The following is a 15,799-nucleotide window of genomic DNA, read 5'->3' as shown; positions in this document are numbered from 1 at the left end:
CGTAGGTGTAGCATGTAACGTATCGATAATCATCGATATGACATGTGGAGGTAAGAGATGACCAAGATCGATATCTTTGATCCGGCGATGTGCTGTTCGTCGGGTGTATGCGGAGAAAACGTTGACCAGGAAGTCGTTGATGTGGCGGCAGCTGTGAGCGCTGCACGGAAGGAGGGACTGGACGTGGTGCGTCACAACTTGGCCAGCGCCCCGTTGGACTTCGCATCCACTCCGGTTGTACGCGACCTGCTTGAGTCTGAAGGGGCTGGTTCTCTTCCCGTGGTGGTGATTAACGGCGAGATCGTCCTCGAGGGCGTGTATCCCACCCTGGCGCAATTGCGTGCGTGGGCGCGTCGGGATTCTGCGGGCAGTCTCGATTCTCAGGTTGCATGTGACGGCAGATCGGAGCTTCCAATGGCAAGCTCGTCGTGTTGTGGAGGTACTTCGGGATGCTGTTGAGCCAGTGGCCGCCAACAACAAAGTTTCTGATGTTCACCGGCAAGGGTGGGGTCGGTAAGACGACGGTGTCATGCGCTACCGCGCTTTCACTTGCTACGCAAGGGCGCAAAGTCTTGCTGGTGTCGACAGATCCGGCATCAAATGTTGCGCAGGTTTTCGGTCAATCCATTGGACCTGAAATTACTGCGCTAGGCGAGAGTGTCGCCAGGGAGATGGGGGTGGAGGTCAGGCTCGATGCGATCGAGATCGACCCGAACATGGAGGCGGAAAAGTATCGCGAGTCGATTCTTGCGCCAGTTCGTCATCTTCTGCCGCCCGAGGTGTTGCGCGAGTCCGAGGAGACGCTCTCTGGCTCATGCACGGTGGAGGTCGCTTCATTCAACAGATTTGTTGACTTCCTCGTCTCCCCGAACATTGTCGATGCTTACGATCACATTGTTTTTGACACCGCACCCACAGGCCATACGCTTCGGCTGCTCGCACTGCCAGGTGACTGGTCGTCTTTCATAGAGAAGGGAACTGGTGACGCTTCCTGCCTTGGCCCGTTGTCAGGGCTTGATAAGCATCGTCAGACCTACGAAGATGCGGTCAATGTACTGAAGGACCCTGCGCTGACCACTTTGGTGCTTGTGGCACGCGCTCAAGATTCCACCCTCCAGGAGGCTGAGCGTGCAGCCAGCGAGCTCTCGGAACTCGGAGTTAATCCGCAGGCGCTGGTTGTCAACGCACTCTTGCCTGAAGCAGACAACGACCCGCTCCACCGTAGGCTCATGCTCGGTGAGCAGCATGTCCTCAATGGGCTGGCAACTACCCATCCGACACTCAACGGAATGGGATGCTTCACAATCCCCATGAACCCTGAACCTGTCATGGGTTTGAAGGGACTGACCACTGTTGCCCCGGAACCCCACGAGGGCGTGCTCGGCCTTGAGGAACTGCCGTCCTCTGACGCCACCGATATTAACGAAGCGGTGCAAGCTGCTCTGTTTCAGGCAACAGAACAGATCATCGAAGGTGGCCCCAAAGTCGTTCTGGCTATGGGTAAAGGTGGAGTAGGTAAGACCACCGTCGCGCAGGCACTTGCCACTTCTGTAGCCAGCAAGGGGTTGCCTGTGCTTCTGGCGACCACTGACCCGGCTTCACACCTGGATATGACTCTTCCGCAGAAATATCCAGGTCTCGATGTGGTCAGTATTGATCCTCGCAAGGTGGTGGAAGAGTATCGGCAAGAAGTGCTCAACACCAAGGGTGCGGTACTGGATGCTGATGGCCGAGCACAGCTCATCGAGGACCTCGCCAGCCCATGTACGGAAGAAGTCGCCGTCTTCAGGGCCTTCTCTGCTGTCCTAGAAGAATCCGACCAACGCTGGGTCGTCATCGATACAGCTCCCACCGGACACACCCTGCTGCTTTTGGACGCTACCGGTTCCTATCACCGTGAGCTCATGCGCCAGTCCGGGGCAACTGAAGAGAGCGATGGCACACTGACTGCTCTTATGCGTCTGAGAGATCAGAGCCGGACATTCCCGATCCTGGTAACGCTTCCCGAGTCAACTCCGATCTTGGAAGCCAAGGAGCTGTCTGATGACCTCGCCCGTGCTGACATTACGCCACGAGCCTGGGTCATCAACCAGTACCTACCAATGAACCAGACACAGTCGACGTTCCTTCAACAACGAGCCGCAGCGCAGCGCAACACTGTGGAGCGTTATCTAGCCACAGACCAGATGCGCATCCCTGTCTGGGAAATCCCGGTGGCATAGCCACATCAGCGCAAAGGTGGGGTGTCCAGGACGGGTCAGCTCTTGGGTACCCCACCTTGATCTTTTCTATGGGCGTTATACACGATCTACATTGAGAATTGCACTTACTTCCACATAAGAAGACCGGCTATCCCACGGCTATGGCGCATTCTGTGAGAACGCCGAAAACACTCCGAGCGCCCCAACGATTGAGCTTTTCCACACCACTTACGGCATCGGTTCATGGCTTCGGAAAACCTATTGACGTTAGCCCCATACTTTTTTCGTGCCACAACCTGCTGAGCAAGCCCCCGAGAGGACTTTCCGAGGGCCTAATCAGCCGTCTCCTGGAGTCCATCAAGGGGCATCAGTGATCAGTCGCCATAAATCAAAACCGCGCCAGAACGCCGAAAACGCCACCCCGGATACCTCCCGGCCTGGCCGGAAAGCCTTGTATCCATAGTGACGTTCTATTGGAGCGGACGACGGGAATCGAACCCGCGTAATCAGTTTGGAAGACTGAGGCTCTACCATTGAGCTACGTCCGCGTTTTGCGAAACACACTGTAAATCAAGCATGTGCTCGATACTTGTGCATAACACAACGAATGCTATTATACACAACCTTGGTATATTTCCAAATACGTGTTGTGTATAGCGCGTTGCTTTGTATTTACTTGGTTCGGCAGTGGTGTAGGCTAATGCAAGATAGTAGCTCATGCGAGACGTTATGTAGTGCAAGACTGTAGTGCAAGCCGTAATGTAATGCATGAATACCGAGTAATGCAAAGCGTTAAGTAATGCAAGAAGTTGAGGAGCACATGAAAGCAAGGCGAATTCCAGAAGTACTAGCACCTGCAGGAAACCTACGTGGTCTTAAAACGGCTGTCGATTTCCACGCTGACGCTGTGTATTGCGGTGGAAAAGCGTTCGGCATGCGCACTGCGCCAAAAAACTTGAGTCTTGAAGATTTTGAGGAAGGTGCTCGTTATGCTCATGAGTGCGGTGCTCGAGTATATGTGACATGCAATGTATTACCTCGAAATGATGAAATTGAGCAAATGCGCAATTATATTGGCGAGCTCAAAGATACAGGCATTGATGCTGTTATTGTTACGGATATTGGTGTGCTGATGATGGTGCATCAAATTGCGCCAAATCTGGAAATTCATGTGTCAACTCAGGCTGGTGTTACCAACTATGGCGCGGCTCAGTCGCTGTATGCGCTTGGAGCTCGCCGTGTTGTATTAGCGCGAGAAATGGATATTCAGGCTATTCGTGATATTCGTGCAAACATTCCTGACGATATGGATATCGAGTGTTTTGTGCATGGATCAATGTGCATGGCATTTTCTGGGCGCTGTTTGATTTCTAATTATCTCACTGGTCGTGATGGTAATCATGGTGAGTGTGCACAGCCATGTCGCTGGAAGTATTCGTTAGTAGAGGAGAAGCGCCCAGGGCAGTACTTCCCTGTAGAAGAAACCAATGACGGTACCTATATTTTCAATTCTCAAGATATGAATATGATTGAGCATATTGATGATGTGCTTGATGCAGGGGCAACGAGCTTGAAAATTGAGGGGCGTGCGAAAAGTGCGTACTATGTGGCTGCAATGACGAATGCTTATAAGATTGCGGTCAATGAATACATGGTTCAGCGTGGCTTTGAGGATACGGATGGTAATACGTTGCAACCCTATCATCATCAGGTTATTACGATGAATGATGTGCGTGAGGGGCGCATTACGCTTGATCAGTGGAATGCTGCGGGAGATAAGGCTTTGGCGCAGAGTAATGAAGCTTTCTCTGTTATGCCAGATATGGAAGCTCCGGTACTGCAAGATACGGCGAATGAACAAACTACAGCTGAACAAACTGCAGAAGCAGATGCAGATATAAATGTGGATGCCGCTTCCGGTTGGGAGCATGCTCGTTCTTTACCGCAACCTCATATTCATGTGCCACAGTGGGTACTCGATGAGCCTTACAAGGTTGCGCATCGTGAGTACTCTACTGGTTTTTATTACCCAGATAATAAGGTGTCACAGCACACAGAGACATCACGGTATATCCGCGATTGGATGGTAGTAGGTGAGGTGCTTTCTTGGAAGGATGGTCGCCTGACCATTATGAGCCGTAATAAAATTGAGCCAGGGCAACGCATTGAAATTTTGTTGCCTGGTACAGAGCCTTTGGTGTGGCAGCTACCTGCAGAAGGAATTGAAGATGCGGATGGCAATCCTGTAGATGTGATTCGTCACCCAGCTCGCGTGTATTCGTTCCCGTTCCCGCATAACTTGCCGGAAAATGCAATGCTACGCTCTCCAATTGTTAAGAAAGCGAAACCAGTATCAGCTGTTCAAGAGTAAGTAAACTTATATAAACCAAAGGGGAGTCGCTCGATACAGTGAACCGCACCTCCAATCATTGAATCAGAATTTACTCAATCCAACAATCAGGGTGCGGCTCACTCGATGAAGAACGATTCCCTCTAAAACATACGTATATATATACGTAATTGCAAGAAGCGTACTAAGAAACGCAATGAGTTAGAGTACAAGAGCTGCAATCCAACCAGCAATCAGCAGTGGAATATTGAAATGCAAAAATGTTGGAATTACAGAATCTCTAATATGATCATGCTGACCATCAGCATTCAACCCAGAAGTTGGTCCAAGTGTAGAGTCTGATGCAGGAGATCCAGCATCACCAAGAGCGCCAGCAGTACCAATAATGGCAACAGTTGCTAGTGTGGAGAATCCGAGAGACATGCACAGCGGCACATAAATCGTAGTAATAATTGGCAGCGTTGAGAATGACGAGCCAATACCCATGGTGACAATTAAGCCAACGAGCAGCATAGCCAAAGCTGCGGCTGGTTTATTGCCATTAAACAAGTTAGCAACATAGGCGACTAGCGGTTCAACAGCACCTGTTTTTGTCATGACTGCAGCAAAGCCTTGAGCGGTAATCATAATAAAGCCAATAAGTGCCATCATACGCATGCCAGAAGTGAACACTTTATCTGCCTCTTTCCAGCTGACAGCACCAGTAGCAAGGAAAATCATTAAACCTGCAAGAGCGCCGACAAGCAAAGGATTTGCTTCAGTTTCCATAGCTTGCATCACAATTTGGATAACAAAGGTGACAATAATAGCAATAATGGCAACGGTCACTTTGTATTTACTAATAACAGCAACTTCTTGAGCATCTGCAACAGGACGATCTTCATACTCGCGTGGCTTGCGATAGGAAATAAAAATAGCGATGAGCAAACCAATAAACATGCCAAGCGCTGGAATGCCCATAGCTTGCATAATATTGATGCCGTCAGTGTTGAGTCCCGCTTTATTGATATTGCCCAGCAAAATCTGGTTTAAGAAGATAGCGCCGAAGCCAACAGGCAAAAACATGTAAGTAGTTACCAAACCAAATGTCATCACGCAAGCGAGCAGACGGCGGTCAATATGCAAGCGATTACACACAGTAAGTAGTGGGGGAATAATAAGTGGAATAAATGCGATATGCACAGGAATGAGATTCTGGCTCATAATTGACATGGCGAGAATTCCAGTAATAAGACCTGCTTTTACCCAAAGAATAACGGACTGCTGTTGTGTATGTGAAGCATTATTAATTTTCTTAATCACACTTTGCGCAAGTAACTCTGGCAGTCCTGAAGAGGCGACGGCAGTTGCAAATGCGCCAAGTAATGCATAAGAAAGGGCAATCATGGCACCGCCAGAAAGTCCGTCTTGGAATGCTGTCATGGTGCCGTCAAGGCCAAGTCCTCCAGTAAGACCGCCGACTAGAGCACCAACAAAGAGCGCAATAACCACATGAACGCGCAAGAGAGCAAGCGCGAGCATGACGATAACAGCAAGAAGTACGGCGTTCATAATTTCCCTTCGTGTGCAGTGATTGATATTTGTAAGTTGCATGAGCAACGCATCTCTATCGTACTTAATAGTAAGAGTTATGCCGAATCAAGTCTCATAACTAGTTGTGATAGTGCAGTACCCAGAAAAAAATAACAAAACATATGTTCATTTATGGAATGAAAATCGAGTATTTCATAAATTGTGCACCTCGTCACACTGTGCCCAAATGATGGACAAACCCTATTTTTCGGGGATTGGCGATTGCTAAACTTCCAAACTGCGAGGCTTGCCAACGTGTGAGATCTCACACGCAAGACCTTGCGGAGAGGACACTATGGTAACCAAAAGCAATCATCCGTATCATCCGCATCCATATCGTCCATTACTTCTACATCATCTCAAACATCTCATACTGCTATTGCATCGAACTCAGGATCCATGACATCAACTGGAGTCACATTGCAAACTCAAAACCACGGAAACCGCTGGACTAGCGCAGTAATCCCAGCATTACTTATCCACGTATCTATTGGTACCGTATATTGCTGGAGTGTATTCAAACAGCTTATCGCCGATCAACTCGGCGCAGCCCCTACAACTGTTGAATGGGGCTTTTCGCTGGCAATCTTCTTCCTCGGTATGTCAGCGGCTTTCTTAGGACCTATGGTCGAACGTGATATTAAGCGTTCGGCCATTATTTCTTTGGTCTGCTTCGTTGTTGGTTTCGCAGGAACTGGCGTCAGTATTGCAGTCGGCTGGCTTCCTGGTGTTTTCATTTTCTACGGCGTCATCATGGGTATCGGTCTAGGCGTAGGATACTTGACTCCTGTCAAAAACTTGATGCTCTGGTTTGCTGATAATAAGGGTCTTGCTACTGGTATCGCGGTTGCAGGATTTGGTTTAGCAAAGGCTATTGCAAGCCCAGTAATGGAATGGCTTATCAATACTACTGGGTTAGTGAATATGTTCTATATTCTCTCTGTAGTTTACGCCATTGCTATGTTCCTTGGTTACCTCACAATTAAGCGTCCACAAGGCTATGTGTACAAGGAAGAGAACCGTATCAGCCGTAAAGTACTCATTAAAAAGCCAGTATTTTGGGCAATTTGGTTGGCGTTCTATATCAATATTACCTGCGGTTTAGCGCTTATTTCTCAGGAAAAAGACATTCTTCACGATGTGCTTAAAGGCTTGCCAAAGTATGCTTCACTTGACTCTCATGCTTTTGCGATCGCTGCTGCTGGATTCATTGGTACTGTGTTGGCAGTGGATGCGCTGTTCAATGCTGCGGGTCGTATGGGCTTCTCCACGCTTTCCGATCACACTAAGCGTCGTGAAACAAGCTATGTGGTGATTTTCGTCATGTCAATTGCAGTGTGCTTACTGCAGGTGTTTACTCATTCCATTCAGCTGGGATTGATGATTCCAATTCTGATTATGCTTTTCTTAGTAAACGCTGGATACGGCGGTGGTTTCTCTACTCTGCCAGTGTTGCTTGAGCAGCATTTTGGTATGAAATCAGTATCTACTGTGCATGGTTTGGCGCTGAGTGCTTGGGCTATTGCTGGTCTTTCCGGTAACCAGTTGGCCTCCTTTGTGGTGACGCATGCTACGGATACGGCACACCGCTATGCTGCACTGATGCCAATTTTGGCAGTGCTGTATGCTGTAGCGCTGGTATCTATTCTGCTAGTTATGCGCAAAACTCCAGCACGTGCTGCTGTTGCAGAATAATAGTATTTGCATAACGTACAATCTGCGAAACGAATAATCAATATTCAAATAATTTTTATACAACGTTTCGTAAACCGTGTGTGAACGTATAGCGCACACCTTGCGCTAAAGTTCTGCACTATGACTAAGGCATCAACACCATCGCAACCCAATGCTCAGCAACATAGCCGTGCCTCATCGTTGGCAACATATGTGCTTGCGCTCACACTATGTGGGGTTGTTAGCGGCGGTGTTGGTGCCTTTATGATTCTCTTTTTACGAGCCTGCGTCTGGGTATTTTTTGGTACTTGGAACGAATCATTTATGGTAGCGCTTCAAGGAGCGAATCCCACGCGCAGAATATTTGCTGTGATTATTGGCGCAGCATGTGCAAGCGCCGTATGGGCATGGTTGCGTAGAACAGAGTCGGTGCTTTCTGTCGCAGGACTACTCAAAGCCACTCAGTACACAGGCGCTCGCCTTGCACCGCGCAGATTGCTGGCTATGATCGCGTGCGCCCTGGTACAAGTTATGGCAGTGGGCGCGGGCAATTCTTTCGGCAGAGAAAATGCGCCACGCCAAATGGCAGCAGCGATAAGTTACGCCATTACAACAAGGCTGCGTATCAATGCTCAACTTGCACGCTATGCTATTGCTGCTAGTGCGGGAGCAGCGCTCGCGGCAGTTTATAATACGCCTATTGCGGCTATTGCTTTTACTGCAGGAGTAACACTGCGCCAGTATAGTTGGAAAATATGCACTAGTGCAGCGTACGTCAGCGCTATTGCCACACCTATTGTATGGATAGTTAACCATGGAGCACCCTCTACACCATTACGCTTTCCTAGTGCTGGTCAAATGCTACAGCGTTTGGAACAGATTTCCACGCTAGAGGGCATAGTACTGGCAGTAATATTTGTGCTTGTCATAGTTTGCAGTGCTGTAGTTGGCATTATCATGCGACAACTTTGCACTGGGGCTACACGTTACGCGCAGCGCCATTATGCAGTGGTATCGACTAGACAACAGCGCGCGTTGATGATGGTGACTATGCTCAGTGCTGGCACATTAACCGGATGCGTAGCTGTGATTATTCCGCAACTGCTGGGTAATGGCAAAAATACGCTTGATATTCTCTACGGCAATGCCACTCCAATAGTGGCTATCAGCTTAGCGGTTGCTTGCGGAGTACTTGTATTAAAGCCGCTACTTACGGCATACTCGTTGCGCGCTGGCATGATTGGCGGTCTACTGATGCCATCTGCCAGTGTGGGAGCAAGCCTAGGATGTGCGCTGTGTATTGCTGCACAGTGGTTTGTACCCGGATTTACGCTTCCTATCGCACCTCTTATTGCTGCAATGGCACTGATTGGTGCGGCATGTGTGCTTGCAGTTACTCAGCGCAGTGGTATTTTTGCTACGGTATTTCTTATAGAACTAGCGCATGTCAATATGTGGATGTGGCTGCTTGTTGGTATTGGAGTAGCATGTGCAGTACTCTTTAGCCGATATATCGAGCAATGGCTCGAGCGCCAGCAGCCTGAGCCCAATCCGACCAAGTAAATTGTAGGATTTCAAAATCCACTGCCTGAGCTTGGCTGTGCCGATATTGTGTAATACCAGTGCGTACTTCTTCAATATTCATAGCAGCAATACCAGAGCCTTCACCGCTGATAATAATTTTTTGTGGCATTGCAATATTGGCAACAATGGCAATAAGTGTACCTAGTCTATGTGCGGTGCGAGCAGCAAGTCGAACTGCGGCAGGCACAAACGCTCGTGCATCCCGTTCAAATTGCTCATACGAGACGGCATGACCAACTTCTGCACTGTATTCAGCAGCTATAGAATCGCTTGTTAATATACTTGAACACCCTACATGCCCAATGCTGCATCGAGGTCCTGTAAAATCGAGAGGAATATGTCCTACTAAACCAAATGATTTATCGGGATAATTCACGGCTTTGCCATCTACTGCTAGCGAGTAGCCTACACCTGCACCGATAGTTAATACAGCATAAGAATGTAATCCTGTTGCGCTACCAAACCAGCCCTCTTTCAGCAGTAGAGAGTCAATATCGTTAAAAATTGCGCAGGGAAGACCAGTTGCATCGCTTACCATGCCTCCCAAATCCACGGAGGAATTCCATCGTAGAAAAGGCGCATACTGGACATAACGATCATGGGTGTGATGTCCGCCAACACTAATACCGATGGCAACAAGAGGTGGCGTATGTGGGGCTGTGCATTGCGGAATCATGCGAGCAATCTGCTTAGTGAGGGCATGAGGTTCAAAACTTTCTAGAGGCTCACTGTAGCTTGGCGCATATGGTTGGCAGAGCACATTAATATGTTCCATAATAATTTCTTTACTATGGATATTAATACCAATAAAAGAAACTTGATCGGTGCGCAATTGCAAACCAGTTTGTGGTCTGCCACGATGCTCACTGCCGTCGTTTTCCTTTCCCTCATCAAGTATTCCTGGAGTGAATGTATTTACTTCTTCAATAACACCTTCATGCAGTAAATCCGCGGTAATACGCGAAAGAGCGCCTTGAGAAAGTCCGAGCATGTGGGTGAGCTGAATGCGAGAAATAGGACCGCGCTGCGCAATGGTACGTGCAACGCGATGCATGTTATCTGATCCTGAAAACCAAAGTGGCACATTGGCATTATGGTATTGATCAGCGCTCATGCGTACCTCCGAATGTCGTATTAGCACCACCATAATACTACTATTTTGGGTAAATTTGGGAATTAGTTTACGAAAACACAAAAATAATGTGAATTACTTTCTTTCATAGAAAGACGCGCAGTAAATAGGAATAGAAAGTGCAAAAGCCTACAATTTAACTAAATCTATACAAGTACTTCACGAAGTATCCACGATTCGCATAAGTAGGATGTGTGCCTGCGATGGCGGTTCGACTTCGCAAGTATTTGTGAGAGTAGTAGACAAAGGAGTCAGTATGACACTTCCTCATAATGCTGTGCCGCAAGCTCGAAAGGGTTTATGGGCAAAAGCGATGAGCGTGGTTCTCTCGCTCGCCGTAGCAGTTGGTGTTGCTGGGTGCGATAATGCCAATGCACAAGTTGTAACACTCGATTTCTTCCAATTCAAATCAGAAGCTGCAGACTGGTTCAAACAAACAGCAAAAGATTTTGAACATACACACCCTAATATCCGCATCAATATCAATAACTCAGCAAATGCACAAACCGACTTGCGTACGCGCTTCGTGAAGAATCGCGTACCAGATGTTATTACTTTCAACGGTGACATCAGCTTCGGTATGTTTGCAGCATCTGGTGTGTTCCACGATTTTACTGACGACCCTATTGTTGACAATTTGAACCCAGGCATGGTAAAGATTGCCAAGAATCTGGTACAAACCACGGATCCTGCAAAAAAGCGCCTGTATGGTCTGCCATTCGCAGGAAATGCTTCCGGATACATTTACAATAAGGACCTTTTTGCCAAGGTAGGAGCGGATCCAGATAATCCTCCACAGACTTGGGATGAATTCACTGAGCTGATGGACAAGTTCCGTGCTGCGGGTATCAATCCATTACAAGCAACTGTTGCAGACGCATGGACTACGCAGGCTCCACTGGCATCTTTGGCAGGAACATTAGTGCCAGAAAGCGAATACACCAAGTTAAAGACTGGTGAAACGAATTTCAAAGAAATCTGGACTGATGTACTCACTAAGGAAACAGAGCTATATAAGTTCTCAGATTCTGATTTGGGTGTAACTTACCAGCAGGGTACGCAGAATTTCGCCAAGGGATCTGCTGCAATTATTCCGTTAGGAACCTATGCTATCCCTCAAATTCTGCTGATTAATAAGGATATCAATATCGGATTTGCCCAATTGCCAGCCACTAACAATGCAGACGAGCAAATTTTGACTGCTGGTGATGACGTCATGCTCACTATGGGTGCCAATACTAAGCATCCAAAAGAAGCTATGGAATTCATTAACTACTTGATGAGTGAAAAAGTATTGAATGAGTATGCTGATGCTAACGCAGCAATTACTCCATTGAAGGAAACTCATTTTGGTACGGATGCTTTGGAGCCAGTGCGCCCATTCTTTGAAAAGAATAAGGTGGCAGACTTCTGCGATCATTACATTCCATCATCAATTAATATTGGTGGTTTCTTGCAAACTGCAGTGACTAGCGGCAATGTAGATCGCTTCATCAATCAAATGCAAACCGAGTGGGACAAAGTCCAGGCTCGCACATTCGAGTAAGGAGGGGAAATGACATCTACACAAGCAACACAAACAGCTCATGCAAAGAGCGCCCGCTCGCATAAGAGCGCAGCTAATGCAAAGAGCGCCAAAAAAGCTAAGAACGCATTTTCCAACCGTAAAGTAGATCGCGCATTCTACTGGATGGCTGTTCCAGCGGCGGTTATTTTTGCATTCTTCTTGTACTGGCCATTTATTCAAGGTGTTGGCTACTCATTTACCAACTCTCAAGGCTATGGCGATTATAAAATTATTGGTTTGAAGAATTATTTTGCACTATTCCAAGATAGCCGTGTAGGGCATGCTTATTTGTTCTCATTCTTCATCGCAATTTTAATTACGGTGCTGGTAAACGCTATTGCGCTGTTTCTTGCAGTTGCGTTAAACGGTCGCATTGCCTTTAAGAATGGGTTTAGAGCAATTTACTTTATCCCATACACACTGTCAGTGCTGGTTATTGGCTACGTATTTAAGTACATTTTTATGCAGCCACTTCCAGCGTTAGGACAAGCACTGGGTATTAAATGGCTTTCAACATCACTGCTGACTAGTGAAACATTATCTTGGATTCCAATTGTATTTCTTGCAGTATGGCAGTCTGTAGCCTACTCAGTATTGATTTACTTGGCAGGTTTGCAAACTATTGATAGTGAGATTTATGAGGCAGCGCAAATTGACGGCGTGAACGCTTGGCAAAACTTCTGGAAGATTACATTCCCTCTGATTGGACCATTCTTCACTATTAACCTCGTGCTGACGATGAAGAATGCACTTGGTACATTCGATCAGGTGGTCGCGTTGACTGATGGCGGTCCAAACTCTGCAACAGAAACAGTAACCTATCTGATTTGGAAGGGCGGTTTGACTGGTGGCGAATACGCATATCAGACTGCAAATGCTGTGCTCTTCTTTATCGTGTTAGCAATTATTGCGTTCATTCAGCTTAAGTTCTTCGGTAGCAGGGAGCAGGTGTGAGATGAGTAGTGCAACCGTGAATTCTGTATCAAATACCGCAGTGACTACCGGTGACGGCAAGCCAGTGAAATTCCGCAAGGATCATAATATTAATTGGTGGCTTACAGCAGCAATTGCAGTGCTTTCGCTGACTATTTTAGTGCCGTTGTATTTCACTATTGTCACCGCACTCAAGACCCCAGCTGAAGCAGGTACCTTTGCACTTCCAACCTCTTGGCAGTGGCACAATTTTGCTGATGCTTCCGCTAAAGTTGACTATCCAAAAGCCGCGTTGAACTCTGCAATTATTACTGTTGCAGCTGTAGTACTGACACTGCTTACTAACACGTTTGTGGCATATGCTGTGGCGCGTAATATGGATAAGCGTTTCTTCCGCTTCCTGTATTACTTCTTTATTGCAGCTATGTTTGTTCCATTCCCTGTAGTAATGCTTCCAATTGCTAAGCAAATGGGTACGTTACATTTGGATAATCAGCTTGGTTTGATTATTTTGTACATGGTTTTGGGTCTGGGTACCAACCTGTTTATTGCAACAGGGTTTATCCGCTCTATTCCTGTTTCTTTGGAGGAAGCTGCGCGTATTGATGGGGCGAGCACTTGGAGAATTTTCTGGACGATTATTTTCCCTCTGATGAGCCCTATTAATGCCACCCTTGCAATTATGACGGCGCTTTGGGCATGGAATGACTTCCTACTGCCATTGATTGTGCTTACGGATCAGTCGAATCAGACGATTCCTCTGGCTCAGTATGTCTTTAGCTCGCAGTTTGCTACGAACTATCCAATGGCATTCTCTAGTTACTTGATGGCTATGGCTCCGGTAATTATTGTCTACGTATTCGCACAGAAGTGGGTAATTGGCGGCGTTATGAGGGGCGCGGTCAAGTAAAGAACAGTCCGGTGGACTGTTCGTTGACCGCGCCGAGCGACCCCTTTCATGGGGTCGTGAGGGTGGTTTGAGTCGACAGTGTGTCGGCGTTAATGGCTGGTTGCGGTCAAGTAAAGAACAGTCCAGGAAAGACTTGTCAGCTTCTAGCGTACATTTTGCTGCGTATTATAACGGTTTGTTTTCAATTTTTCATTGAAGACAAGCCGTTATTTTTGTGAGAAAACGCAATACTGCTCACCTTGACATGTGGGTGTTTTCGGACTAACCTCTAAAGCAGACTTCGACAAGGTTGCTGAAGTCGAACATAGTCCATACAACGAGCAAATGCTAAGGGTTAGGGTATTAGCATTAGGCGAGTTGTAGTCTTTCGAAGAAGAAAGGTTCTACAGTGAAAGCAGCAAGATATTACGGTCAAAAGGATATTCGTATCGAAGATATTGAGCAGCAGCCACTTCTTCCAGGCACCGTTCGTATTGACGTAGCTTGGACTGGTATTTGTGGTACCGACCTCCATGAATACCTTGAGGGGCCTATCTTCTGCCCAGCTCCAGGACATCCACATCCAATTTCTGGTGAGGAGAGCCCTGTAACTCTCGGTCACGAATTCTCTGGCGTTGTCAGTGAAGTTGGCGAGGGCGTTACCGACCTTGAGGTTGGTGACCATGTAGTAGTCGAGCCATACATTATCCGCGATGATGTTAATGTTGGCCCAGACTCCGTAGACTATCACCTGTCCAAGGATATGAACTTTATTGGTCTCGCAGGTCGCGGTGGCGGCTTGGCTGAGAACATCGTAGTAAAGCGTCGCTGGGTACACAAGATTGACAAGAGTGTTCCACTGGATGAAGCTGCATTGATTGAGCCATTGTCCGTGGCATACCACGCTGTAAAGCGTTCTGGCGTACAGGCTGGACAGACCGCTGTTATCGGTGGTGCAGGTCCAATCGGTGTGCTGACAGCAGCAGTATTGCATGCTCTTGGTGTTAAGGTTATTATTTCTGAGCTTTCTTCATTGCGTCGTCAGAAGGCATTGGATGCTGGTGTAGTAGATGTGGCTTTGAACCCAGCTGAAGTTGATGTTGCTGAAGAAGTTAAGAAGCTCACCGATGGCAAGGGTGCTGATGTAGCATTCGAAGCTACCAGCGTGCAGGTTGTATTGGACACCTTGATGGATGCTGTTAAGCCAACTGGCGTTATCGTGGTTATCTCCATCTGGGGTAAGAAGTCCAACTTCGATATGCACAAGCTGGTTATGAAGGAAATCGACCTGCGCGGTACTATTGCGTATGTCAATAACCATCCAGATACCATTAAGCTTGTGGAGAGCGGCAAGGTTGATTTGAAGCCATTTATTACTGGCAAGATTGGTCTTGAGCACTTAGTTGATGAAGGTTTTGAGACTCTGATTCACCACAATGAGACTGCTGTAAAGATTTTGGTCTCCCCATCTGGTAAGGGTTTGTAAAGCTTATTAGATAAGTCATAACGCAAAGAAGCTCGGGGTTAGCCTCGAGCTTCTTTTGTATGCATGTGTTTATGCTGTGAGATCCAGCTGTTATATATGGTGTTGCTTTATGAATATGAAAGTGTCTTATCCTACTAAAAAGTCAAGCACATTCATACCAGTTGATGTTTGCTCTTTATAGAGTTCGGTAAATCCGCAGTTGTTGCAGGAAACAGTAATAAAACGCTTATTCTGCACATTAAAAAGCTTGGAAACATTACCGCCAGTAGTATGAATTTCGTCAGTAGAAAACTCAGTGCATCCGCATTTGGTGCATGTGTATTGCGTCGGTATTTGAAAGTTCTGTTCCATAACCGCATTCTAGCAAAATCACTTTACAGACTGAATCAGTTAATACAACAATAAGCTATT

General features: G+C 47.1%; 12 protein-coding genes and 1 tRNA gene. 9 read left to right on the top strand and 4 right to left on the bottom strand.

Annotated features, from left to right (window positions below):
* The first annotated feature begins 57 nt into the window (after positions 1-57).
* Positions 58-459 (top strand): arsenite efflux transporter metallochaperone ArsD, encoded by a 402-nt coding sequence (gene arsD, locus IEU85_RS04635; RefSeq protein ID WP_188355087.1) that lies wholly within the window; start codon positions 58-60, stop codon positions 457-459.
* Entirely contained in the window at positions 450-2,222 is a 1,773-nt protein-coding gene (gene arsA, locus IEU85_RS04630) for an arsenical pump-driving ATPase (protein WP_188355086.1), read from the top strand. Before arsD ends, arsA begins: the two co-directional genes overlap by 10 nt.
* Before the next feature lie 453 nt (positions 2,223-2,675).
* Here the strand turns inward: arsA and IEU85_RS04625 are convergent.
* Positions 2,676-2,749 (bottom strand) — tRNA-Gly (locus IEU85_RS04625).
* Between the two features lie 272 nt (positions 2,750-3,021).
* On the opposite strand from IEU85_RS04625, the gene IEU85_RS04620 reads away from it, so the two are divergent.
* On the top strand, positions 3,022-4,572 hold the full coding sequence (locus IEU85_RS04620) for a peptidase U32 family protein (RefSeq protein ID WP_188355085.1): 1,551 nt from the start codon (positions 3,022-3,024) through the stop codon (positions 4,570-4,572).
* 180 nt (positions 4,573-4,752) lie between these two features.
* Here the strand turns inward: IEU85_RS04620 and IEU85_RS04615 are convergent, their stop codons facing one another.
* On the bottom strand, positions 4,753-6,102 hold the full coding sequence (locus tag IEU85_RS04615) for a Na+/H+ antiporter family protein (protein ID WP_188355084.1): 1,350 nt from the start codon (positions 6,100-6,102) through the stop codon (positions 4,753-4,755).
* 420 nt (positions 6,103-6,522) lie between these two features.
* Here IEU85_RS04615 and IEU85_RS04610 point away from each other — a divergent pair, with 420 nt between their 5' ends.
* Both IEU85_RS04610 and IEU85_RS04605 read left to right on the top strand, forming a co-directional pair.
* Positions 6,523-7,818: an OFA family MFS transporter gene (locus IEU85_RS04610; protein WP_188355083.1), complete on the top strand. Its 1,296-nt coding sequence runs from the start codon at positions 6,523-6,525 to the stop codon at positions 7,816-7,818.
* A 120-nt stretch (positions 7,819-7,938) separates the two neighbouring features.
* Positions 7,939-9,360, top strand: coding sequence for a chloride channel protein (locus IEU85_RS04605; protein ID WP_188355082.1), 1,422 nt, complete (start codon positions 7,939-7,941; stop codon positions 9,358-9,360).
* Here the strand turns inward: IEU85_RS04605 and IEU85_RS04600 are convergent.
* Positions 9,299-10,495 carry an ROK family transcriptional regulator gene (locus tag IEU85_RS04600; protein WP_188355081.1) on the bottom strand — a complete coding sequence of 399 codons (1,197 nt, stop codon included), beginning with the start codon at positions 10,493-10,495 and terminating at the stop codon, positions 9,299-9,301. The genes IEU85_RS04605 and IEU85_RS04600 overlap by 62 nt on opposite strands.
* Before the next feature lie 331 nt (positions 10,496-10,826).
* On the opposite strand from IEU85_RS04600, the gene IEU85_RS04595 reads away from it, so the two are divergent.
* From IEU85_RS04595 to IEU85_RS04580, 4 genes are all read left to right on the top strand, one after another.
* Positions 10,827-12,059 carry an ABC transporter substrate-binding protein gene (locus tag IEU85_RS04595; RefSeq protein ID WP_371866648.1) on the top strand — a complete coding sequence of 411 codons (1,233 nt, stop codon included), beginning with the start codon at positions 10,827-10,829 and terminating at the stop codon, positions 12,057-12,059.
* A 9-nt stretch (positions 12,060-12,068) separates the two neighbouring features.
* Entirely contained in the window at positions 12,069-13,034 is a 966-nt protein-coding gene (locus tag IEU85_RS04590; protein WP_188355079.1) for a carbohydrate ABC transporter permease, read from the top strand.
* Position 13,035: 1 nt separating this feature from the next.
* Positions 13,036-13,923: a carbohydrate ABC transporter permease gene (locus IEU85_RS04585; protein ID WP_188355078.1), complete on the top strand. Its 888-nt coding sequence runs from the start codon at positions 13,036-13,038 to the stop codon at positions 13,921-13,923.
* Positions 13,924-14,311: 388 nt separating this feature from the next.
* A complete protein-coding gene (locus IEU85_RS04580) occupies positions 14,312-15,388 on the top strand; it encodes a 2,3-butanediol dehydrogenase (protein WP_188355077.1) in 1,077 nt (358 codons plus the stop codon).
* 126 nt (positions 15,389-15,514) lie between these two features.
* On the opposite strand, the gene IEU85_RS04575 is transcribed toward IEU85_RS04580, so the two are convergent.
* A complete protein-coding gene (locus tag IEU85_RS04575) occupies positions 15,515-15,739 on the bottom strand; it encodes a zinc ribbon domain-containing protein (protein WP_188355076.1) in 225 nt (74 codons plus the stop codon).
* Positions 15,740-15,799: the final 60 nt, after the last annotated feature.

It is taken from the genome of Galliscardovia ingluviei (assembly GCF_014635685.1).
In the GTDB taxonomy this organism is placed as follows: domain Bacteria; phylum Actinomycetota; class Actinomycetes; order Actinomycetales; family Bifidobacteriaceae; genus Galliscardovia; species Galliscardovia ingluviei.
The sequence above is the reverse complement of the archived record's forward strand: the minus strand, read 5'-3'. Positions and strand labels throughout refer to the sequence as shown.